Source organism: Allomuricauda sp. R78024 (genome assembly GCF_044596045.1).
Lineage (GTDB): Bacteria > Bacteroidota > Bacteroidia > Flavobacteriales > Flavobacteriaceae > Flagellimonas.
This window is the reverse complement of sequence record NZ_CP138995.1, coordinates 3166898-3189066: the sequence shown is the minus strand read 5'-3', so window position 1 is coordinate 3189066 and position 22169 is coordinate 3166898. Positions and strand designations below refer to the sequence as shown.

General features: G+C 36.5%; 26 protein-coding genes. 10 read left to right on the top strand and 16 right to left on the bottom strand.

The window, feature by feature from the left end; translation table 11 throughout:
- Nucleotides 1–2: 2 nt before the first annotated feature.
- Genes SJY44_RS14375 through SJY44_RS14355 form a run of 5 tightly spaced genes read right to left on the bottom strand, consistent with a single transcriptional unit; the run spans nucleotide 3 to nucleotide 4829 of the window.
- Nucleotides 3–1001, bottom strand: coding sequence for an AAA family ATPase (locus SJY44_RS14375; RefSeq protein WP_396590258.1), 999 nt, complete (start codon nucleotides 999–1001; stop codon nucleotides 3–5).
- A 4-nt stretch (nucleotides 1002–1005) separates the two neighbouring features.
- Nucleotides 1006–2217: a DUF4350 domain-containing protein gene (locus SJY44_RS14370; RefSeq protein WP_396590257.1), complete on the bottom strand. Its 1212-nt coding sequence runs from the start codon at nucleotides 2215–2217 to the stop codon at nucleotides 1006–1008.
- 5 nt (nucleotides 2218–2222) lie between these two features.
- Complete coding sequence (locus SJY44_RS14365) at nucleotides 2223–2942, bottom strand: hypothetical protein (protein ID WP_396590256.1); 720 nt, start codon at nucleotides 2940–2942, stop codon at nucleotides 2223–2225.
- On the bottom strand, nucleotides 2942–3880 hold the full coding sequence (locus SJY44_RS14360; RefSeq protein ID WP_396590255.1) for a hypothetical protein: 939 nt from the start codon (nucleotides 3878–3880) through the stop codon (nucleotides 2942–2944). The genes SJY44_RS14365 and SJY44_RS14360 overlap by 1 nt, the downstream gene beginning before the upstream one ends.
- On the bottom strand, nucleotides 3855–4829 hold the full coding sequence (locus tag SJY44_RS14355; RefSeq protein ID WP_298927691.1) for a stage II sporulation protein M: 975 nt from the start codon (nucleotides 4827–4829) through the stop codon (nucleotides 3855–3857). Before SJY44_RS14355 ends, SJY44_RS14360 begins: the two co-directional genes overlap by 26 nt.
- Nucleotides 4830–4863: 34 nt before the next feature.
- Between SJY44_RS14355 and SJY44_RS14350 the strand changes: the two genes are divergently transcribed.
- On the top strand, nucleotides 4864–5589 hold the full coding sequence (locus tag SJY44_RS14350) for an RDD family protein (RefSeq protein ID WP_298927688.1): 726 nt from the start codon (nucleotides 4864–4866) through the stop codon (nucleotides 5587–5589).
- Nucleotides 5590–5591: 2 nt separating this feature from the next.
- A complete protein-coding gene (locus SJY44_RS14345) occupies nucleotides 5592–6203 on the top strand; it encodes a trimeric intracellular cation channel family protein (protein WP_298927686.1) in 612 nt (203 codons plus the stop codon).
- Here SJY44_RS14345 and SJY44_RS14340 read toward each other — a convergent pair whose 3' ends face one another.
- Nucleotides 6204–6920: a peptidylprolyl isomerase gene (locus SJY44_RS14340; protein ID WP_396590254.1), complete on the bottom strand. Its 717-nt coding sequence runs from the start codon at nucleotides 6918–6920 to the stop codon at nucleotides 6204–6206.
- Between SJY44_RS14340 and SJY44_RS14335 the strand changes: the two genes are divergently transcribed.
- Together SJY44_RS14335 and SJY44_RS14330 are read left to right on the top strand one after the other, a co-directional pair.
- Complete coding sequence (locus SJY44_RS14335) at nucleotides 6919–7560, top strand: NUDIX hydrolase (protein WP_396590253.1); 642 nt, start codon at nucleotides 6919–6921, stop codon at nucleotides 7558–7560. The two genes, SJY44_RS14340 and SJY44_RS14335, sit on opposite strands and share 2 nt — an antisense overlap.
- A 36-nt stretch (nucleotides 7561–7596) precedes the next feature.
- Complete coding sequence (locus SJY44_RS14330; RefSeq protein ID WP_298927678.1) at nucleotides 7597–8409, top strand: lysophospholipid acyltransferase family protein; 813 nt, start codon at nucleotides 7597–7599, stop codon at nucleotides 8407–8409.
- Here SJY44_RS14330 and SJY44_RS14325 read toward each other — a convergent pair.
- The 3 genes from SJY44_RS14325 to SJY44_RS14315 form a co-directional block, all read right to left on the bottom strand.
- Nucleotides 8406–9050 (bottom strand): hypothetical protein, encoded by a 645-nt coding sequence (locus SJY44_RS14325; protein WP_298927676.1) that lies wholly within the window; start codon nucleotides 9048–9050, stop codon nucleotides 8406–8408. The two genes, SJY44_RS14330 and SJY44_RS14325, sit on opposite strands and share 4 nt — an antisense overlap.
- 3 nt (nucleotides 9051–9053) lie before the next feature.
- Nucleotides 9054–9548 carry a sigma-70 family RNA polymerase sigma factor gene (locus SJY44_RS14320; protein ID WP_298927673.1) on the bottom strand — a complete coding sequence of 165 codons (495 nt, stop codon included), beginning with the start codon at nucleotides 9546–9548 and terminating at the stop codon, nucleotides 9054–9056.
- 73 nt (nucleotides 9549–9621) lie between these two features.
- Nucleotides 9622–11049: an amidohydrolase gene (locus SJY44_RS14315; RefSeq protein WP_396590252.1), complete on the bottom strand. Its 1428-nt coding sequence runs from the start codon at nucleotides 11047–11049 to the stop codon at nucleotides 9622–9624.
- 101 nt (nucleotides 11050–11150) lie between these two features.
- On the opposite strand from SJY44_RS14315, the gene SJY44_RS14310 reads away from it, so the two are divergent.
- Together SJY44_RS14310 and SJY44_RS14305 are read left to right on the top strand one after the other, a co-directional pair.
- On the top strand, nucleotides 11151–12434 hold the full coding sequence (locus tag SJY44_RS14310) for an NAD(P)/FAD-dependent oxidoreductase (protein WP_396592095.1): 1284 nt from the start codon (nucleotides 11151–11153) through the stop codon (nucleotides 12432–12434).
- A gap of 189 nt (nucleotides 12435–12623) precedes the next feature.
- Nucleotides 12624–13475: an alpha/beta fold hydrolase gene (locus SJY44_RS14305; protein ID WP_396590251.1), complete on the top strand. Its 852-nt coding sequence runs from the start codon at nucleotides 12624–12626 to the stop codon at nucleotides 13473–13475.
- Nucleotides 13476–13731: 256 nt separating this feature from the next.
- Here the strand turns inward: SJY44_RS14305 and SJY44_RS14300 are convergent, their stop codons facing one another.
- Entirely contained in the window at nucleotides 13732–15420 is a 1689-nt protein-coding gene (locus SJY44_RS14300; RefSeq protein WP_396590250.1) for an alpha-glucosidase, read from the bottom strand.
- 25 nt (nucleotides 15421–15445) lie between these two features.
- Nucleotides 15446–16342, bottom strand: a complete 897-nt coding sequence (xerD, locus tag SJY44_RS14295; RefSeq protein ID WP_396590249.1) for a site-specific tyrosine recombinase XerD — start codon at nucleotides 16340–16342, stop codon at nucleotides 15446–15448.
- 266 nt (nucleotides 16343–16608) lie between these two features.
- On the opposite strand from xerD, the gene SJY44_RS14290 reads away from it, so the two are divergent.
- The 4 genes from SJY44_RS14290 (at nucleotide 16609) to aroQ (ending at nucleotide 18816) form a co-directional block, all read left to right on the top strand.
- Nucleotides 16609–17124, top strand: a complete 516-nt coding sequence (locus SJY44_RS14290; protein ID WP_396590248.1) for a hypothetical protein — start codon at nucleotides 16609–16611, stop codon at nucleotides 17122–17124.
- Between the two features lie 53 nt (nucleotides 17125–17177).
- Nucleotides 17178–17639 carry a hypothetical protein gene (locus SJY44_RS14285; RefSeq protein WP_299167903.1) on the top strand — a complete coding sequence of 154 codons (462 nt, stop codon included), beginning with the start codon at nucleotides 17178–17180 and terminating at the stop codon, nucleotides 17637–17639.
- A gap of 176 nt (nucleotides 17640–17815) precedes the next feature.
- The gene (locus tag SJY44_RS14280) at nucleotides 17816–18319 is read left to right on the top strand and encodes an outer membrane beta-barrel protein (RefSeq protein ID WP_396590247.1); all 504 of its coding nucleotides are present in this window, start codon (nucleotides 17816–17818) and stop codon (nucleotides 18317–18319) included.
- Between the two features lie 80 nt (nucleotides 18320–18399).
- Nucleotides 18400–18816: a type II 3-dehydroquinate dehydratase gene (aroQ, locus tag SJY44_RS14275; RefSeq protein WP_299167899.1), complete on the top strand. Its 417-nt coding sequence runs from the start codon at nucleotides 18400–18402 to the stop codon at nucleotides 18814–18816.
- Here aroQ and SJY44_RS14270 read toward each other — a convergent pair.
- From SJY44_RS14270 to msrB (SJY44_RS14250), 5 genes are all read right to left on the bottom strand, one after another.
- Nucleotides 18808–19089 (bottom strand): DUF3817 domain-containing protein, encoded by a 282-nt coding sequence (locus SJY44_RS14270; RefSeq protein WP_396590246.1) that lies wholly within the window; start codon nucleotides 19087–19089, stop codon nucleotides 18808–18810. The genes aroQ and SJY44_RS14270 overlap by 9 nt on opposite strands.
- 12 nt (nucleotides 19090–19101) lie before the next feature.
- Nucleotides 19102–20493, bottom strand: a complete 1392-nt coding sequence (lpdA, locus tag SJY44_RS14265) for a dihydrolipoyl dehydrogenase (protein WP_396590245.1) — start codon at nucleotides 20491–20493, stop codon at nucleotides 19102–19104.
- Nucleotides 20494–20591: 98 nt separating this feature from the next.
- Nucleotides 20592–21128, bottom strand: a complete 537-nt coding sequence (locus tag SJY44_RS14260) for a DUF1572 family protein (protein ID WP_396590244.1) — start codon at nucleotides 21126–21128, stop codon at nucleotides 20592–20594.
- On the bottom strand, nucleotides 21125–21535 hold the full coding sequence (gene msrB / locus SJY44_RS14255; RefSeq protein ID WP_396590243.1) for a peptide-methionine (R)-S-oxide reductase MsrB: 411 nt from the start codon (nucleotides 21533–21535) through the stop codon (nucleotides 21125–21127). Before msrB (SJY44_RS14255) ends, SJY44_RS14260 begins: the two co-directional genes overlap by 4 nt.
- A 75-nt stretch (nucleotides 21536–21610) precedes the next feature.
- Nucleotides 21611–22102 (bottom strand): peptide-methionine (R)-S-oxide reductase MsrB, encoded by a 492-nt coding sequence (gene msrB, locus SJY44_RS14250; protein WP_298927641.1) that lies wholly within the window; start codon nucleotides 22100–22102, stop codon nucleotides 21611–21613.
- Between the last annotated feature and the right edge of the window lie 67 nt (nucleotides 22103–22169).

Genomic DNA, 22169 nt, shown 5'->3' with positions numbered 1-22169 from the left:
TTTTATCTAGGAATCTCTATGCTTTCTATAATCTGCTTAACCACATGCTCTGCCGTTAATCCTTCCATTTCTCTTTCTGGGGTTAAAATAATCCTATGGGCTAGTATAGGTGTTGCCACTTTTTTAATATCATCAGGTGTAATAAAATCCCGCCCACTTATAGCGGCCAATGCTTTTGATGCATCCATAATGGCAATTGATGCCCTTGGTGATGCCCCAAGATAAAGATTGGCGTTGGTCCTTGTATTGTCAACTATGGAGGCTATATATTTTATTAGGTTCTTTTCAGCTATTATTTCCTTTATGGTATTTTGATATTCTGCAATTTGCTTTGCAGACAATATTGAATTTATTAGTAGTTCTACCTGGGTATTCTTTTGTTCATGTTTTCTTTCAAGAATTTCCACCTCTTCCTCTAGGGTTGGGTATTGGACATTGATTTTAAAAAGAAAACGGTCCAATTGCGCCTCTGGTAACCTATATGTGCCTTCTTGTTCAACAGGGTTCTGGGTGGCGAATACTAAAAATGGAGGTTCCATACTGTATTCTGTGCCGTCTATGGTAATTTGTCTCTCCGCCATGGCTTCAAATAGTGCTGCCTGCGTTTTTGCCGGAGCACGATTGATTTCGTCAATTAGAATGATGTTGGAAAACAATGGACCTTTCTTAAATTCAAACTCCGATGTTTTTACATTAAAAATTGAAGTTCCCAAAATATCACTCGGCATTAAATCTGGAGTAAACTGAATACGGCTAAAATCAACATTCATTGTTTTTGCCAACAGCTTTGCGGTTACCGTTTTGGCCACACCGGGAACACCTTCTATAAGTGAGTGGCCATTGGAAAGAATTGAAATAATGAGCAATTCAATCATATTTTGTTGGCCAATGATCACTTTCCCCAATTCGGATTTTATTTGGGCAACTGCCTCCTGTAATTTGGTTAGGTCTACTCTTGAGTTAAACTGTAATGAATCCTCTTGTCGTTCTTTTTCTTCCATTCTATTATTGCTTAAAGGCAGTTATTTTTTTATTAAGTTCAATGCTATCTTGCTCAGTATGCGTAGCCTTGTTTTTTAGTTTGATGATGTAATCTATTAAGTTTTTTGTTTCTTCTATCCCTTTACCAGATTTAGCTGCCAAAACCTGAATGGTCTTATCGTTTAGCTTTGAAGTGTCTATATGGAAATGGCTTCTAACATGTTCTAAAAAATAGTTGAGTTTTTTATTGATTAAATCTGTGAAATCCTTGTTTTGATTATATAGCGAACCCACAGCTTGTGCAAATTCCACTGATGAGTTTTTTAAAGGCTCAATGACCGGAATAATTCTTTGTTCCCTTTTACTTTTAAAAAAAACAAAAAGTAAAACCCCCGAAATCATTAAATAATATGACCATTTAAGCGCTGGTTGGTTTAAAACAAAACGCATTGGTGAATTAATGATAACACGCCCAGCTTTTTTATAATTATCCCAATATAAAACCTCCTTGTCTTTTAAGTAAGAAAAGGTATGGGAAACATACTCTTGGTTTCCTTTGAGCATGTAAAAATTAGAATAGGCTTGCGGGGTAGTGTTTAAAATGAAATGGCCCTTTCCAAATTTTGTTTTTATAAAGTTGGCCTTCCTAAATTTTTGTGCAGGTTTAGCATCAATAAAGTCTTCTTTTAGATAGGTTATGTGGCCCAAAATTGTAGTATTGGTGGAATCTACACTTGTAAAATGGGAGTTATAAATTCCACGAGAGAGGTCAAATTTTTTAGATTTTAGTTCTTTGTGTGTCAAACTCAATTTAGTGGAGCCTTCTTTCAAGTTATAATCTGATTCAATGCTAATGTTCAGTGTGTCGGACAGATAGTTCCCAAAACCTGTGGCAGAAATGAAAATCGTATTTCCATCACTCACATAATCCAACATTTGATTGGTCTCTTGTTTGTCAAGGTTAATATACTCGTTGATAAATATATAGTTGGACTCAATTGATTTATCCCTGTCCACAAGCACATCATAAACACTTTCTTCAACAGTATCAATATCGCTGCCATTAAAAATAGTGGATAGTTCATTGTAAAGAACATAACAGCCAAAAGGTATCTTAGAGGATGCGGTATAGGATGGCCTCCAGTTAATTGGTTTGGGCCTTACAATTTCCGCAACGATAATACCCACTACAACTAGAGAGAAGATAATCAGTACTATTTTAGATTTCTTATCCATAGATACTATTGCGATATTGCGTTGTTTAATTGGGTAAATCTAAAACTGGCATTTGTATAACCTACCTCATCAATGATTTGCTCACCATACCAGATATACTCATATAGATATGAAACTTTCTTAAAGTCATTTCTCAATTTGGATTCCCCAATTTCTTTCTCATAATCCACATTGGTTTTATCAAAGTGCCATTCAATAATCTCCTTTTGCGATAATTGTTTTAAGATTTTCAGGTATTGGTATCGTATAGCTAGCCGGTAATCTTTGTTTTTAAGCGCTGCACTCATTAAAGAGTCTAAATCGATTACCTCAATATGCTGTTCGGTTAAATCAATATCTAGTATGGCTTTTGCTTTTTTGGTGAATATGGAGTTAAACTTTTCATTGATAAATATTCTTATTAAAAGGTAGATGACCAATATCCCCATTAAACCGTAAATAATATATTCAAGCACTAAGAGTGTATTGGGTGCGATATTTATTCCAACGGCATCACCAATACCTTGAAAAAGCCATTTTATAAAACGAGCCAATAGATTTTTGGACTCCCCGGTATTTGTTTCATAATTAAACTCATCTCCAGTGTACTTCTCTTTTAAATCCTCATACATTCTACGTTCTTGTAGCACAGAATTTTCATCAATAGGCAAGACTATAGAATCATTCTGAGAGAATATTGTGGATACCCACAAAAGAAAAAATAAATAGAAGATGTTTTTTATCACTAGTTAGATTGTCCTATTTGCTCTATTTTACTTCTTGTGTTTACATTATAGGTTTTCTCATGTAGTGTATAGAAAAGAATACCATTTACAATTTGAGAAAGACATTGTGCATAGATTGATAAAATCAACAATAGACAAAGCCCCAACGTATATACAACGGTTGATACTATGGAACTTGCTACATCAACCCCATTTTCTACAACATGAAAAGTATAAAGACCCACAATGATAAGGGGAATAAGCAATATGATGAAAAAAAGGAGGCCATTGAGCAAGCCAAGAATGAAATTTACACCAACGGACTTCCAAAAGTTTTTACTCACCAGATTCCAACCTTCACCAAATGCCTCCGTTACTCCTTTATTCTGTTCTAGCATACTGAAAAAGGAGACCCCGATCCAGGCAGCGAGAGAAAATTGAAGAATATATTGGGCAAACAAACCTATCAATGGAATAAAAGCTGTAATGACTACTACAACTACAAACACCAAGTAAATTGGAATGAGGAGTAAAATAAAAACCAATGTATTGCCAAATTTACTTTTTGTAAGATTCCAAACATCTTTTTTATCAAACCCAAGACCCTTGGATTTTTCATATTGTACCAAATAAGAAGAACTTAGGCTAAAATTTAACCCAGCTACAAGAATAAAAATCACAAAAAACAAAATTCCACCTGTTATAATGTAGATCCAATACGTTTCATCACCGCTCTGTCCCAGTCCACTTCCAGAAAAACCCCCTTCTTCAGCAATAAGTCCGACAAAACCAGATACCAACAGGTAGCTTGTAATAAGTAAGCCTACAAGAAATACTCCATTGTAGCTAATAAAAACGTTGGTAAATTTCTTTATGTTTTGTTTTAAAAAATCAAAATAAGTGGTTAGAATATCACCAAAATCATGGTTTACTCTAAGTTCTATGTATTTGTCTTTCATATGATCTGTTTACTAAAATGGGATAAAGGATATAGTAAAATACTATTAACAACAATGACAGGCCAATTATTGCAAAAGCCAACCAATTTGGCATGTTGGAGTAGCGGGTAATAAACCCTTCAATAAATCCGGCGATAATAAAAAATGGAATAGTGCTCACCACAACTTTTAGCCCATCTTTTGCGCCTTTCATAAACGAAACACGCCTAGAAAATGTTTTGGGAAACAAAATACTATTTCCCATAATAAGACCTGCACAACCGGCAATTATAATTACTGATATTTCTATGGTACCATGCAGCCATATCTGTTTGTTGGCTTCAAAGAAAACACCTTTGGTATAAAAAAATGTAATAAAAGCGCCCAGCATAACTCCGTTACTAAAAAGAATATAAACTGTTCCAATGCTTGTAATTACTCCAAAAGCAAATGCTAAAAATGCCACTCTTATATTATTGATTGTAATGCCAAGAAAGGTTCCAATCTCACTTCCACTTTTGTAAATAGCCGTTGGCTCACCATTTGCAATGTTGTTCAGTGTTTCATTTACATAACCATCTCCTAGTATTAGCCGTACAAAGGTTGAATCATTTAATGCAGAGATGCATCCAATAGCCGAAGCCAAAAGGAAGATTAAGAAAGTTGTAGCTAATGTGCTATGATATTGTTTGAAAAATAGAGGAAACTCACGTGCCCAAAAGTTAATTATTCTGTTGCCCGATTCCTTTTTGTTCTTATAAATCTTCTGATGGGCCTGAGACGCTAATGAGTTCAGATACAATAAAGTCTTACTTTCCTCGTAATACGTTTGTGCATATGCCAAGTCATTTGTAAGTTGAATGTAACCATCTACTAAAACATCAGGGTTGGTTTTGGAACTAAGTGCAATAGCTTTTTCAAATGCTATCCATTTTTCCTTATTTTGTTTTACAAAGGCTGCTTCGCGCATAAAAAGAGATAAGTAAAGCTAAAATTACTGTTATATGGGTAACCTCCAAATCAATACAACGCAAAATGTTAACCTAGATTATAAAATTGTAAGTATTGGAGAAAGAATTGTTGCATTTTTGATTGATGGCCTCATATTGTATATGTACGCATATTTGGTCAGTGTTGTAAGCAATGCTATTGGTTATATCTATGATGACACTTGGACCCAAAGGGGCCTTGCATCACTTATTTTTTTACCAGCCATGTTTTATTCACTTTTAATGCACAGTATTTTCAATGGTAGAACCGTTGGCAAAATGCTGCTTAAAATGCGAGTTGTTAGATTAGATGGTACACCGGTTCACTGGAGCAATTATTTGGTTAGATGGATGTTACGATTGGTAGATATTTGGATATTTTTAGGCTCCATTGGAATATTGTCAATACTTTTTTCAGAAAGAAGACAACGCGTAGGGGATGCAGCAGCAGGCACTGTGGTAATAAGCACCAAAAACAAAACAAAAGTATCCCACACCATTTTAGAAGAAGTTAATGATGAATATGTTCCTCAATTTACCAATGTGACCTTGCTCACCGATAAAGATGTGAGGCTTATAAAAGATACGTTCCGAATTGCCAGAAAGAGCAATGATTTTAAAACGCTTACAGCATTAAGGGTAAAGGTTGAGAGTATTTTAAACACAAACTCCAACTTATACGATGTCCAATTTTTAGATACAGTTTTAAAAGATTATAATTACTACACTCAAAACCTGTAAGTATGTTTTATCAATCCATAGATATTTTAGGAACTGTGGCATTCGCTATATCTGGAGTGTTGGTCGCTATGGAGAAGCGATTGGATTTGTTCGGAGTGCTTATCATTGCTTTTGTAACGGCAATAGGAGGTGGAACTTTGCGCGATTTGCTTATTGGCAACACCCCTGTTGTCTGGATGCGGGATTTGACCTATGTTTCAACAATTGCAATAACTGTTGTTTTTGCCGTTATTTTCGTCAATCAATTAAAATACCTTAGAAAATCATTGTTTTTGTTTGATACCATTGGTATTGGGCTGTATACAATGCTAGGTATAGAACAAGGGCTGCAAGCTGAACTTTCACCTATTATGTGCATTGCTCTTGGTACCATGACAGCAAGTTTTGGCGGAGTACTTAGGGATATTCTTTGCAATGAAATCCCAGTGATCTTTAGAAAAGAAATCTATGCCACTGCCTGTATTTTGGGAGGAGCCAGCTATTTTTTATTTACCCAGCTTCCTATAGAAGAGAATTACGCATACATGGCCGCAATTTTTGTAGTAATTATGTTAAGAGTTTTAGCAGTGAAATTGGGAATACGATTACCCAATATTTATAAAAAAGAAGCTTGATTACAGTACTTCGGCTTTAAGAATATATACGTTTTTCCAAGGCCAATCGCCATCTCCAACCTCAACATTGCTAATGGCGTCTACAACATCCATTCCGTTGATTACCTTTCCAAAAGGGGTATAAGACCCATCTAGATGATAAGACCCTGGTTTGGTCACAACAATAAAAAACTCATATGGTGATGCCAGTTTATGGGGGTTACTCCTATCACTGCTTGGCATAGAAATGGTTCCTCTATGGTGTTTGTGCCCTTTATTAACATCTGGTGGAAGAAGATACCTTCCTATGGCTCTTCTCTTTCTTGGAGTTTCTTTATCATCAGAATTTCCACCTTGAATGATGAAATTTTTAACAATACGGTGGAATTGGGTATTATCAAAATATCCCATTCGGGTTAAATAGATGAAATTTGCTTTGTGGTACGGGACGTTGTCATAAAGTTGAACCGTGAAACTTCCCATGCTGGTGGTCAGCTTCACTTTGTCTTCCTTTAAATCTTTTGCGTAGTTGAAAAAGAAATCAATAGCATTCTCTTCATTCAGAATAAATGCTTCTTCTTCAGATTTTACTTCTTCAGCAATAGTTTCTTTAGGAACAGAATCTATTTTTGCAGTGGTTTCTTGAGTTGTAGAATTATTTTTTTTAGGAGATTCTCCACAAGAGACCAAGAAAAATAATAGTATACTTGTAATTAAAGCCGATTGTTTTAAAAACATGGATTTTAAAGAATTTTATCAACAAGCTTTAAAAATAAAAGATCTACCACTTCCCGGAACAGATTCTCATCATAAAATGTCCCCTTTAATGAGAATTCAATGGTTGAAATCCAATGAAATAGCAAAAAAGAACCCCAAAAGGGCAGGGGTTATGGCTCTTTTTTACCCAGATGTAAATCAAAACACCAAATTGCTTCTTATTCTACGTAAAACATATCAAGGGGTTCACTCCAATCAAATTGGATTTCCCGGAGGTAAAGTGGAAGAAAAAGATGAAAACATTTTAGAAACTGCGTTGCGAGAAACACATGAGGAAGTTGGAGTGACCCCAGAATCTGTTGAAGTGCTAAAAGAACTAAGTGAGGTGTATATACCACCCAGTAATTTTTTGGTACAACCTTTTATGGGAATCTACTCAAATCCGGGACGTTTTGTAATACAGGAGAGCGAAGTAGAAGCCTTGGTTGAGGTGTATTTACGTGATTTTCTTGATAATTCTAATCATATTGAAGAAAATCTGAGTACCTCTTATGCAAAAAACATTAATGTACCAGCCTATAAATTAAATGGTTATACGGTTTGGGGAGCAACAGCAATGATGATGAGTGAAATCAAGGAACTTTTGGAGCAAGTGCTTTAATCCTATTTTGTAAATTAGCCCATATCAGAATACTACATGGGGCTATTTAAAGAAAATCCTTTTGGGCATATTTTATTTTTAAAGCGATGGTTGATTCGTATTGCTGGAATGATGACCCATCAGCGATACAAAGGATTTAATACTTTGGAAATTGAGGGTTCCCAAATCATTCGCGATTTACCAGATACGAACGTTCTTTTTGTTAGTAATCATCAAACTTATTTTGCTGATGTGGTTGCGATGTTTCATGTTTTCAATGCCAGTTTAAAAGGTAGGGATGATTCCATAAGAAATCTTGGCTACCTCTGGAACCCTAAGCTGAACATTTATTATGTAGCAGCCAAAGAAACCATGAAGCAAAGCTTGATTGCCAAAATCTTGGCCTATGCGGGTTCCATTAGCATTGAAAGAACTTGGAGAGCAGACGGGCAAGATGTTAAGAGACAAGTTAAATTCAGTGATATTAGCAATATAGCAATGGCTTTGGAAGATGGATGGGTTATTACTTTCCCACAAGGCACAACCACTCCATGGAAACCACTTAGAAAAGGAACAGCCCATATTATTAAGAGATACAAACCAGTTGTGGTGCCCGTTGTCATTGATGGTTTTAGACGGTCTTTTGATAAAAAAGGATTGCGGGTCAAAAAGAAAGGAATACTCCAGTCCATGCAGATAAAGGAACCACTTGAGATCGACTACGAAAATGAGTCTATTGATTCCATTATGGAGAAGTTGGAATATGCTATAGAACAACATCCTTCTTTCTTAAAGGTGCTTTCTAAAGAAGAACTTGCTGCTTATGAAGCAGATCATCAAAAAAGGAGATATAGTTACCGTGGTGACTAGACTTCCAACTTTTTTAAATCGTTATAATTTTCTTTGAGTCTTTTAAGAAGAATTCCGTAAAGTAACTTATAAAACAGCCATATTAATACCAGTAGCACCGCTGTAAAAACGATAGAGACCGTAATCACCAAAAACCAGAAAGTAGCCTCATTCCCATCTTGCATGGCAGATGCTATTATTTCCTTTCCCTGTGGACCGAATATAAGAACCCCATAAATGCTTATGATCATCGTAATAGCGAAGATTATGAGGTTGAACCAAACATATTGGGTTACTGTTTTCTTTACATCAAGTATGGTTCTCATTAATTTTTTTGAGGAATCAGTAAAGGATATTTTTCTATAATTTTTATAAAATTTATAAATGAAATATAGAATTACGCCATAGTTCACAAAATTTAAAACCATCATAACATTGTAGATATGCATGGCTTTTAGCTCTTGCATAGATTCTGGGTCACTGAATACAATATTTATTCCTGCCCAAAAGACAAACTCAATAAGACTTATATAAAAAATCCATTTGACTATGGAAGATGATTTTTTCCAAATCATTTTATAGATCTGATCATAGGAGAGTTTAGGAAGATGTTCTTCTTTATTCTGCCAGTCTTTCTTTAAGAGTTCCAGTTCATCCATCATAACTTAAGGATTTAGTATGGTTCTTAACTTGTTTTTCACTCTATTCATTTTCACTCGCGCATTTACTTCGGTTATACCCAAGGTTTCCGATATTTCTGCATAATCTTTGTCTTCCAGATATAGAAAAACCAATGCTTTGTCAATATCACCCAATTGCTTTACTGCATCATACATCAGCTTTAGCTGTTTTTCCTCCGTGTCATCATATTCGTCGGTCTTAATTTTAAAAATTACCGAATCGTAGTCTTGGGTCTGTACTCGTTTCTTTGATTTTCTATAAAGTGTTATGGCAGTATTCAATGCCACTCTGTACATCCATGTACTAAACTTGGCATCTCCTCTAAATTTGGGATACGCTTTCCATAACTGAATAGTGATTTCTTGGAACAGGTCATTGTGCGAGTCTCTATCGTTGGTGTACAACGTACACACCTTGTGAACAATGTTCTGATTGTTCTCAAGCTCCGTCACAAAACGATGTTCCAGTTCTTTATTCACTTAGGTTGGTAAGTTTGCCTTATATGTACCCATAAAGCAACATTTGTTACATTCTTCTTAAGAAAACCTGTCTTTACTTTCGGTAGTCAAGCGCTGGTGGTCTATCTCCTAATAAAGGAATATATTTAAAGTCTTTCCCTCTTCGCTCCTCTAGTTCAGCTTTAGCCTTATCAATGGTGCTTGGTTTTTCAAAAAGATCCATTGCAGTAAGTGTGAGGGTTTTTGCAGCCACCATCATCCCTTTTGTACCTATGGAAGTTCCCCCTGCGGCAACAGCTTGCCAGCTGTGAGCGGGAGTGCCTGGCACCCAAGTTGCAGCGCCCATACCTACAGTCGGAATTGTATAACTGACATCACCAACATCTGTAGATCCGTAAGCTCTTGCTTCTTCTTTATACGGTTGAACTCCTGTTGCTCTATCCATATCCAGTTCCTCATAACCTAAACTAACGGAAATTTTATCTGCAAATGCTTTTTCTTCAGCAGTGTATGTAATGCCACCAACTTTTGATAAGTTATCGTGCATTATCTTTTGCAAGGTAAGGTTGGGCAATAGTTCATGAGTACCACCGATCATTTCATATTCCATTGTTGTTCCTGTACCTAAAGCCGCTCCTTCCGCAGCTTTAACCATGCGATCAAAAATATCTATAACAACATCTCTTTTGTTATGTCTGGCATAGTAATAGACTTCTGCATAGTTGGGAACCACATTTGGCGCTTTTCCCCCATCTGTAATCACATAATGTATACGTGCTTCTTGTGGAATATGCTCCCTCATCATATTCACCATATTGTTCATGGCTTCAACACCATCAAGTGCAGAACGACCTCTTTCTGGTGCTCCTGCAGCATGGGCAGAGACCCCATGAAACCTGAATTTCGCAGATTTATTCGCTAAAGCAGCCCCGGCACTTGCCGCATTTTGAGATCCTGGGTGCCAATGCAATGCAGCATCTACATCATTAAAAAGCCCTTCTCTAACCATATACACTTTACCTGAACCTCCTTCTTCGGCAGGGCAGCCATAAAAACGGATGGTGCCTTGTGTTTTACTTTTCCTTAACCAGTCTTTTACTGCGATTGCAGCAGCGGTAGAGGCAGTTCCAAAAAGATGATGTCCACAAGCATGTCCGGCAGCTTTGTCGGCTGATTTCTTTTCAGGAACTGCTTGTTGGGACAAACCTGGTAATGCATCATATTCCCCCAGAATAGCAATTACGGGATAACCAGAACCATATTCAGCAATAAAAGCAGTTGGAATACCGGCAACTCCCTTTTTAATGGAAAAACCTTGATCAGAAAGTGTTTTCTGCAATAAGGCGGAACTCTTGTTTTCCAAATACCCCATTTCAGCGAGCTCCCAGATTTCGTGTGCTATGTCTCCATATTCTTGGGCTTTGCTATTTAAACTCTTTAGTGCAATGTCTCTGTCTTCTTGTGAAAAAGATGAAGAAATAAATAAGACAAGGGCGATGCTGAATAGTAGTATTCTTTTCATTGGATTATTATTTGATTAGTCAGGTTTTAAAGATACTAAAAAACCTATCCTAAAATGATTTTGAACATTAGGGAATGCGTAAATTTGCCGCCATGTCAACTATGAATATTCCTCAATCCAGTTTTCCTCGGGTCATTATCATAGGTGGTGGCTTTGGAGGCATAGCACTTGCTAAAAAACTCTGTAAAAAAGAAGTACAGGTGGTTTTAATAGATAAGCACAACTACCACACTTTTCAACCTCTGTTATACCAAGTATCTACTGGAGGTTTGGAACCAGATTCAATTGCTTACCCTATACGAAAGGTGCTTCAGGGATACCCCAATTTTTACTTTAGATTGGCCGAGGTTAGAAGGATTAATCCTGATAAACAGATGTTGCAAACCAATATTGGAGAAATAGATTATGATTACTTGGTTGTTGCCACAGGATCTGAAACTAATTTCTTCGGAAATAAAAATATTGAGACCAAAGGGATGGCCATGAAGTCCATTCCCCAGTCTTTGAACCTTCGTAGCCTTATTTTAGAAAATTTTGAACAAGCATTGCTGACGGATGATTTACATGAACGTGATGCTTTAATGAATTTTGTTATTGTTGGCGGCGGCCCTACAGGAGTTGAACTTGCAGGTGCGTTGGCAGAAATTAAAAAAGGAATTTTACCAAAGGATTATCCAGATTTAGACACTAGAAGAGCACAAATCAATTTAATACAGGGCAGCGATAGAATTCTTCCTGCTATGAGTGAAATTGCATCAAGCAAGGCGGAAGGTTTTTTGGAAGACCTTGGAGTCAATGTCTGGAAGAATATTAGAGTTACGGACTATGATGGCAAGCATGTGTCCACTAATACGGATACTTCTTTTGAATCGGAAACTTTGGTTTGGGCAGCAGGAGTAAAAGCGGCTTGTATCGATGGTTTGGATGCAAAAGAGTTGCTTTGTCGTGGCGGTAGGTTAAGAGTAAACCAATTCCATCAGGTTGAGGGATTCAAAGAGATCTTTGCCATAGGCGATGTGGCGCAAATGGAAACCGAAGCTTTTCCACATGGACACCCTATGATGGCGCAACCCGCTATGCAGCAAGGAGAAAATTTGGGAGAGAACTTGGTTAGAATAGTGGAAAATAAACCGCTAAAACCTTTTGTGTATAAAGACAAAGGTAGCATGGCCACCGTAGGAAGAAATAAGGCTGTTGTTGATTTACCCAAGTTTAAGTTTCAAGGGGTTTTTGCTTGGTTTGTTTGGATGTTTGTGCACCTCTATTTTTTAATTGGTTTTAGAAATAGGGTAGTGGTTTTTATTAATTGGGTCTATAACTACATCCGGTTTGATCGCGAAGCCCGATTGATCATTAGGCCGTTTAAGAAAGTAACGGCTAAATAAATTTTATCAGATCAAAAGGTATGGCTGTCAATGTATACTAGCTTTTTTAGTTAAAATTCCCGAACTTCACTTATCAGTTGCTAAAGAATCATTGAAACGATTTTTAGCTTATCGTTAGGTGCAATTAGTCCGAACCATTGAGATTATGACTAAAGATTTCTTAATATCTTATAAAAGAATGAAACTTAAATGAAAATTTTAATTGAACCGAATGTTCATCTTTTTGTAGATACAGAAGGAGTAAGTTTAGTGCCAGATGCTTCGACAATGAGAGAAAAACCCACGCTAATTCTTCTTCATGGAGGACCTGGTTATGATCACGCTAGTTTCAAGCCTGCTTTCTCTCAACTATCTGACATAGCCCAAATCATCTATTACGATCACCGAGGACATGGTAGAAGTGATAAACGTCCAATGGACGAATTGACACTTGATAACTTAGCGGACGACATAGTGAAGCTCTGTGATACTCTTGGTATTACAAAACCTATTGTGTTTGGACAATCTTTCGGAGGATTTGTAGCACAACGATATATTGAAAGACATCCAAAGCACCCATTAAAAGTAATATTGTCAAGTACATCTCATAATTTTGGACTCACTCGAAAGTTAGCAATGTTTAAACGATTAGGTGGTGACGAAACTAGTAATGTCGCAAGTGAATTTTGGACAAACCCAAATGAGTCATCTTATGATGTTTATCAAAAAGTATGCAGACCATTTTACAATACTGTTACTTCCTCAAATAACAATGCCGCATTACGTGCAACCTTTAACAGTAAGATACTTTTTAGATGGATAAATGGAGAGTATAAAGATATGAACCTTCTTTCTGGTCTAACTCATGCGCAATGTCCTGTACTTGTCCTTGCTGGTGAACTTGACCCAGTATGTCCTATAGATGATTCTCGTGATATCGTTGATGCTTTACCAGAACAGTTTGTCCAATTTGAGCAATTTAGTGATTGTGGTCATGGTGTGTGGAGAGATAATCCAAATACAGCATTTACTCGACTTAAAAAATTCATTTTAGAGAGTTAACACATAAATAACTGCACCTAACAACGTGTATAAAACATAGCTAATGTAGGCTTTCCGAGAGGTTCGTACTTATTTATAAAGACCGCCAAATTTTTAAATTTGGCTTTTAAGATTGATAAATTAAAAACAAAATATAAAAATTCGGCTCTGTGTTTAACCGAAAAGTTAGTGTCTTCTTACACGCTACGTTTCATACACAAGACCGATAAGTGTCACCCTAATTTTGAGGTATTATTTTAAATCAAACTAAATTGATTTAATCAATTTTATAAACGCAGGCCTGATACGGATTTAGCTCAAAACGAGTACTGCTTTTCAACGCTTCGTTGGTGTCGTTAGAAATAAGCAGTTGCAGGGTGGAACTTGCTAAATCTCCTAATTCCAAATCTGCTTTTTCCTCGGAAAAACTTAGTAGTATCAAGTAGTTTTCATCATTCATACTTCTGGTATAAGCATAGACCTGCTCATTATCTTCTTGTAATAATTGGTAATCTCCATAGACCAATCCCAGATGGTCCTTACGTATCTGAACCATCTTTTTGAAATAATTCAATATAGAATCTTCGTCTTTCTCTTGTTCAGCTACATTGAGTCCTTTTTTATGATTTGGATGAACTTTTAACCATGGGGTTTCATTGGAAAAACCTGCATTTTCTGAAGCATCCCATTGCATTGGTGTTCTTCCGTTATCGCGCCCGGCCTCTTTTTCATTCTCGATAAAAGTTTCCAAATCAACCCCTTGTTGTTTTAACAGCTCATATCTGTTTAGAGTGTTGATATCTTGATAATCATCAATAGAATCAAACCTAATATTGGACATTCCTATTTCATCACCATAATAAAAATATGGGGTGCCTTTCATGGTCAATAAGAAGGTGTGGAGCATGGTGGCGGAATTATGCCAATGTTCAGGAGAATCATTACCCCATCTGCTTACACTTCTTGGATTATCATGATTGCTCAAGAACATGCTGCCCCAGCCTTTTTCTGCAAAAGTTTCATCCCAGTCAGAATGTATTTTTTTGAACTCCGTGAGTTTCCAACGGTCTTCTCGCATCCAAAATACTTCATCTCCGTCTCGGTCAAGAGACATCAATTCAAAATGAAAGAACATATTGAGTTCTTTTCTTTCTTCATCCACAAAAAGCAACGCTTGATCTCTTGCAACCCCAGGAGTTTCCCCAACGGTCATAATATCATACTTACTAAGGACTTCTTGGTTCATTTCATGCAAGTACTCATGCAATTTTGGTCCATCGGAATAAAAGGGAATAAAATTCCCATTGTATTTCTCAGGTAATTCTGGATATGTAGTGTCTTTGGAAATAAAAGGAATAACATCCATCCGGAAGCCATCTACCCCTTTTTTGAACCAGAAATGCATCATATCATATATTTCTTGGCGCACTTTTGGGTTTTCCCATTTTAGATCGGGTTGTTTTACGGAAAAGTAATGTAGGTAGTAGCTATCAGTAAGTTCGTCATATTTCCAAGCGTTTCCATCTACATCAAAATAACTAAAGCGTTTGGGTGGAGTCCCATTTTCAGCAGGCCACCAATGGTAGTAATCGCGATATGCATTATCCCTTGATTTTCTAGATTCTTGGAACCATTGGTGCTCATCGCTAGTATGGTTTACCACTAAATCCATGACCAATTTTAAACCGCGTGCATGCATTTCTTCAAGCAATGAATCAAAATCGGACATTGAGCCAAATTCTTCCATGATATCACGGTAATCACTAATGTCATACCCGTTATCATCATTTGGAGATTTATATACAGGGCAAAGCCAGATAATATCTACTCCTAAGCTTTTTATATAATCCAGCCGCTTGATGATACCTTGAATATCACCAACGCCATTTCCTGTGGTATCTTGAAAACTTCTAGGGTATATTTGGTATACTACTCCCTCTTTCCACCAAGTACGAGATTGTTCCATGCAAAATTTTTAAGCAACGAATATATTACTTTCTTGGATGAAATTCATTCAAGACTTTTACTAAATGGCTGCGGTTTACATGCATATAAATTTCTGTTGTTGTAATGCTTTCATGTCCCAGCATTTGTTGAATTGCACGTAGATCGGCACCATTTTCTAAAAGATGGGTGGCAAAGGAATGCCTAAAGGTATGGGGGCTAATGTTCTTATCTAATCCAATTTTCTCGGACAACTGTTTGATGATGGTAAAAATCATTGCCCTTGTAAGTTGTTTTCCCCTTCTGTTGAGAAAAAGATAGTCTTCATGTTCTTTCTGAATTTGTAAATGAATCCTAATTTCACCTCTATAGATGTTGATGTATTTCTTGTTCAAATTACTAATAGGCACAAATCTTTGTTTATCGCCTTTACCCGTAACCTTTATGAAATCTTCTTCAAAATAAAGGTCAGAAAGCTTAAGGTTGACCAATTCGGATACTCTGAGCCCGCAACCATATAAAGTTTCTAAAATAGCCCTATTACGCTCTCCTTCAGGTTTTGAGAGGTCAATAGCCAGAATAAGTTGATTAATTTCATCAGTAGATAAGGTATCCGGTAGTTTTCTGCCAATTTTTGGAGCTTCTATAAGATCCATAGGGTTATCTGTTCTGTAATCTTCAAATATGAGATAATTGAAAAATCCTTTTAGACCAGAAATAATGCGTGCCTGAGAACGTGGATTTACTGTTTTAGCTATATCATAGATAAACTTCTGAACTGTTTCTGCGCTTACCTGAATTGGCGATTCGTTAATTTCATATGCCTTTAGATGAGCCATTAGTTTTTCCAAATCCAAGATATAACTGGAAATAGAATTTTCAGAAAGCCCTCGCTCTATTTTCAAATAATTTTGATAATCCTGCAAAGCTTGTGGCCAGTTCATGGTTTAAAGATAGCTACAAATGAATTTCATTTTAACTTTTGTTGAAAAGCTTTTTTGTAATGTGTAATTGGTCAATTGAAACAAGGTGACAGTCAAAAAGGAGTGCCAAAAAATAACAAGGAATATTACTTTCGCCCCGCTATTTTTTTATACTGGTTTACAGAAAAAGATATTGGTGTGTATTTATATTGGATAACGAATTTTAACAATTATAAATACTTTATTTATTACAAGCACGTTGTAGCTTTTAATAAATTTTAACAACCATGAAAAAAACCATTTTAGTTATTGTAACCGTATTTATAGCAGGTTTTACCGCAAACGCCCAGGACAGAAGTAGTTTTAAGGCAGGTTTAATCGCAGGAATACCTGTTGGTGATGCAGCAAATATTTCAAGTTTTGCTATTGGATTAGATGCAGCTTACCATTGGGGTGTTTCAGAAGTATTTGACGTAGGTTTAGCCACGGGATTTATAAATGCTTTTGGCGATAACATTGATGCCTCAGTAGGTGATGTGGAAATACAAGCCGAGTTTGAAGATTTTCAGTTTTTACCGTTGGCCGCCTCAGTAAGGATTTATCCAACGTATCAATTTAAGTTAGGAGTAGATGCTGGATATGCAGTTGGCATTAATGAAGGGAATGAAGGAGGACTTTATTATAGACCTTTGATTGGTTATAATATCACTGGAAATACAGAACTAAATGTTTCTTACGTTGCAGTGGACAATAATGGTGCAACATTTTCCATTGCTATGGTAGGACTTCTGTTTTTATTTTAATTGGAGCTAAAGAACAGCTTAGATAAGTAAATAATAACCATAAATAAAGTAAAATGAAAAAATTATCTTTTGTATTTGTCTTAACCCTTATGTTGGCCTTTAGTGCTACAGCACAAACTAGCTATAAAGGAGCAGTTGGACTAGGAATTGATCTTTATGACAATGCTACTTTTGTTGGCCCCAGTGCAAAATACTTTTTCTCAAGTAATCATGTTGGGCAAGCAGATTTAGGTTTTGAAGACAATGCCACAATACTCACCTTTCTCTATTCTTATCACAAACAATTTGATGGAGCTCCCGGACTTAGATGGTACGCAGGGATAGGGCCAAGTATAATTTTGATTGACGATTTTGATAATATTTTTTCCCTACGCCCTCATGCGGGTCTAGACTTTAAAATTGATGGCGTACCAATAGTGGTCAATTTTGATTGGAGACCAGCTATAGTTATAAGCGATGCTGGAGATGGAGAAGCGGGTGCTTTTGGCTTTGGTATACAATACGCATTTAACTAGCAAAAAAAGATTTTTTTGTGGAAGCTTTTTTCCATGAATAGTATGGCAATTTTAGTACAATTAAGTACTAAAACTGCCATACTCTGTTTAAGTGAAATATTTATGTTTTGAAGCTTTCCGCCTGTTAAAGGAAATTGTCTTTAGTATATTTGTAACTCATAACTAAATAACATATCATGAAGAAATCATTCATTTTAATTGTATTCTTTATTAGTATTGTATCTACAACCTATGGCCAAGAAGGCTTTGCGGTCAAAGCAGGTTTTAATAACGTATCTATCAGTGTTGATACTGGTGGGTTTTTTGATGCCAGTGATAGTGAACTAGGATTTTTTGTTGGCGGAGGTTATAATTTTGAAGTATGTGAAAGCTTTGATATTGAGCCATCTTTACTTTTTAGTTTTGTGGATGATTTAACATCCTTGTACCTTCCTATAATGGGTAAATACAGGATTACTGATCAATTCAATGTTCAAGCTGGTCCTCAAATCAATTATTTGTTGGAAGACCTTCCTGATGGTGAATTTGGACTGGATATAGCATTTGGAGGTGGTTATCAAATAGATGACAATTGGTTTGTTGAAGCTCGCTATGGTATTCAGGTTTCAAGAGGAGGCGAATTAGGAGATTTTTTGGATATCAATACCCTAACAGTGGGAGCTGGTTATAGATTTAATTAAGAAATTAATAATAGCTTTAAAAAGGGGAAGTTGTTGCTTCCTCTTTTTTTATGCCCTAAAAATATTGGTACATTTATCCTATGAAACTAATTATCATCAACGGCCCTAACTTAAACTTACTGGGAAAACGTGAACCTGAAGTCTACGGAAGTACCACTTTTGAAGACTATTTTTTACAACTACAGCAAAGATTCCCCAAAGTTGAATTGGAATATTTTCAATCCAACATAGAAGGAGAGCTTATAGGTAAAATTCAAGAAGTTGGTTTTACTTATGATGGTATTGTTTTAAATGCTGCGTCTTATACACACACTTCAGTTGGTATAGGAGATGCTGTAAAGGCAGTGAATACCCCCGTTGTTGAGGTTCATATTTCAAATACCCATAAACGAGAAGATTTTAGGCATGTTTCCTATATTTCTTCAGGAGCCAAAGGTGTGATTTTAGGTTTTGGACTTCAGAGTTATAACCTTGCTATTCAAAGCTTTTTAGGCTAGGTTACTCAAATATTTCTTATCGGCGTAAAATGTCCCAAAAGGAAGCAATGATGCTACAAAAAGGATACTAAACCTTTTAATGGTCCATTTTCGTTCCCAACAAAAAACCAATGCTACAATCACATAAATAATAAAGAGTGCCCCGTGGGCATAGCCCACAACTTTGTTGGGTTCTAACATACCTGCCCAATACTTTAATGGCATTGTTAGTCCAAATAGAAGTAAATATGATATTCCTTCCAATATCGCTGTTGCCCTGAATACTTTTAACACAGATGATAAAAATTATAAATGAATTACTTCACCATATGCAGCAGCTACAGCTTCCATAACAGCCTCACTCATGGTTGGGTGTGGGTGAACCGCTTTTAGGATTTCATGTCCCGTAGTCTCTAATTTTCTTGCAACCACAGCTTCAGCAATCATGTCCGTTACACCAACACCGATCATGTGGCATCCTAGCCATTCGCCATATTTTGCATCAAAAATAACTTTTACAAAACCATCAGGAGTTCCTGCAGCTTTTGCTTTTCCGCTTGCTGAAAATGGAAATTTACCTACTTTGATATCATATCCCTGTTCTTTGGCCTGTTTTTCGGTAAGACCTACAGAAGCTACTTCTGGGATACAATACGTACATCCTGGTATGTTTCCATAGTCTAACGCTTCAACATGCATACCAGCTATTTTTTCAACACAAAGGATTCCTTCAGCTGAGGCTACGTGAGCCAAAGCTTGTCCCGGTGTAACATCGCCTATGGCATAATACCCAGGAATGTTGGTTTGGTAGTAATCATTGACCAAGATTTTATCTCTATCAACAGCAATACCAACGTCTTCTAATCCTATATTTTCAATATTGGTTTTAATACCAACTGCAGAAAGAACAATATCAGCTTCCAGAACTTCTTCTCCTTTTGTAGTTTTTATGGTAGCTTTTACACCTTCTCCGGAAGTATCGACATGCGTAACTTCTGCTGAAGTTTTAATCTTAACACCTGCTTTTTTAAAACTACGCTCCAATTGTTTGGAAATATCTTCGTCTTCAATAGGAACAATATTTGGAAGGTACTCAACTACGGTTACTTCGGTTCCCATAGCGTTGTAGAAGTAAGCGAACTCAATACCAATGGCACCACTACCTACAACAATCATTTTCTTTGGTTGTGTTTCTAAAGTCATTGCTTCTCTATAGCCAATTACCTTTTTGCCATCTTGAGGAAGACTTGGTAATTCCCGACTTCTAGCTCCAGTAGCAATTATAATATGATCAGCAGTATACTCTGCGGGATCCCCATGTTCACCTTTTACCACTACTTTTTTGCCAGGCTGCACTTTTCCATAGCCATTTAGAACTTCAATCTTGTTTTTCTTCATCAAGAATTGAACTCCCTTGCTCATTCCATCAGCAACACCGCGACTTCTTTTTACCACGGCATCAAAATCGTGCTCTACTTTTTTGGCACTTAACCCATAGTCTTCGGCATGCTTTAAATAATCAAAAACCTGAGCAGATTTTAGTAGGGCTTTAGTAGGGATGCATCCCCAATTAAGACATACACCTCCTAGACTTTCCTTTTCTACAATGGCTGTTTTGAGTCCAAGTTGCGAGGCTCTTATAGCCGTTACATATCCTCCAGGACCACTACCCAAAACAATTACATCGAAGTTGCTCATTAGAATTTGATTTTAGTTGTTTAAAATGAAGTGCAAAAGTACGTAATTCAGATACCAAATACCAAGATTTAGGATTCCTGATTTTCTAGAGGCTGAATTTATGATTTAGGTTGCCCGAACATCTTTTTATTGAATGAATCTGAACCTCCTTTTGGAATTGAAAGTGAAATCCAATCAGGGCCTTTTATCATTTTTCCTAGGAAAGCTAACTGTCCTACATGACTTGGGTAATGCGCCAATTGCCGGTTTACAGCTTCAATAATGGTATGTTCTTCGTCCCTGATTTTAATTTTGGTTTCAAAATTTGAACTATTGATACTTTCCAAAGTATCAAAAAGGCATTTCCAACCCTTTTCCCAAGCAGCTAACATTTCAACTTTTGAGGTGTACGGTTCTTCAAATTCCATTTCTCGATTACGCCAAGATTTTTCACCATCTTCAGTTAAAAAATTAGTCCATCTACTCAACATATTCCCTACCATATGCTTTACAATTATTGCTATGGAATTGTCTGTGTCTTTATACTTCCAAAGGATTTCGTTATCGGAAAGTTGGGCAAAAGTATTGTCGCCCATTGTTTTGTAACGATGGAATTCAAAAACTATGTTCTTAAGATAGTTTTCTTGAAAATTCATTTTTCCCCCGTTGGATCAAAATCTATACTGACTGAATTGATACAATAACGTTGCCCTGTTGTTTCTCTTGGACCGTCGTTAAAAACATGACCTAAATGGCCACCGCAATTGGCGCAAACCGTTTCTGTTCGCATCATTCCATGCGTAGTATCCCTAATATATTCAATGGCGCCTTCTACTGCTTCATCAAAAGAAGGCCAACCACAGCCGCTTTCAAATTTGTGTTCACTTTCAAAAAGCTTGGCGTTACAGGCTTTGCAATGATAGTCACCATTTTCAAAATGTAGGTCGTATTGCCCTGTATGTGGTCTTTCAGTACCCTTTTGTCTTAGAACGTAGTATTCTTCCGCAGAAAGTTGCTCTTTCCACTCTGCTTCTGATTTTTCTGAGCTGTGCTTGTTGTCCATAACCTCAAATTAAAGGAAAAAATGAATTAAATCTTGAAACTGTAAAATTATAAACGGGATGCCTAAAATTTTGGACTAGTTGGAATCTGGAATAAAATCCAAAGCAACACCATTAATACAGTGCCTTTTTCCTGTGGTATTTCTAGGGCCGTCATTAAAAACATGTCCTAAATGCCCTCCACAAGTGCCACAGTGCTCTTCTGTCCGTTCATAACCAATCTTATAATCAACATCGTAAGCAACATTGCCTTCAATTTCCCTATCAAAACTTGGCCATCCAGTTCCCGATTTAAATTTGTTTTCGCTACGGAAAAGTGGCGTAGCGCATGCGGCGCAAACATAGGTTCCTTTTTCCTTATTATCGAGTAGATCACTGGTAAAAGCATTTTCTGTTGCTGCTTTTCTGAGCACATAATACTCCATATCGGTAAGTTCAGCTTTCCATTCAGCATCAGTTTTAGTTATTGCAAAAGCAACTTCTTTTTCTGTTTCTTTTTTCTCTTCCTGTGATACACCCTTACATCCCAACATCATAAGGAATGCGATCAAAAGCAATTGTTTTCCCATTTCTTTATTTTATTAAATAGACGTTTTTTTTTGATTATCCTTTCACAATATCCTTATAATATAAAAA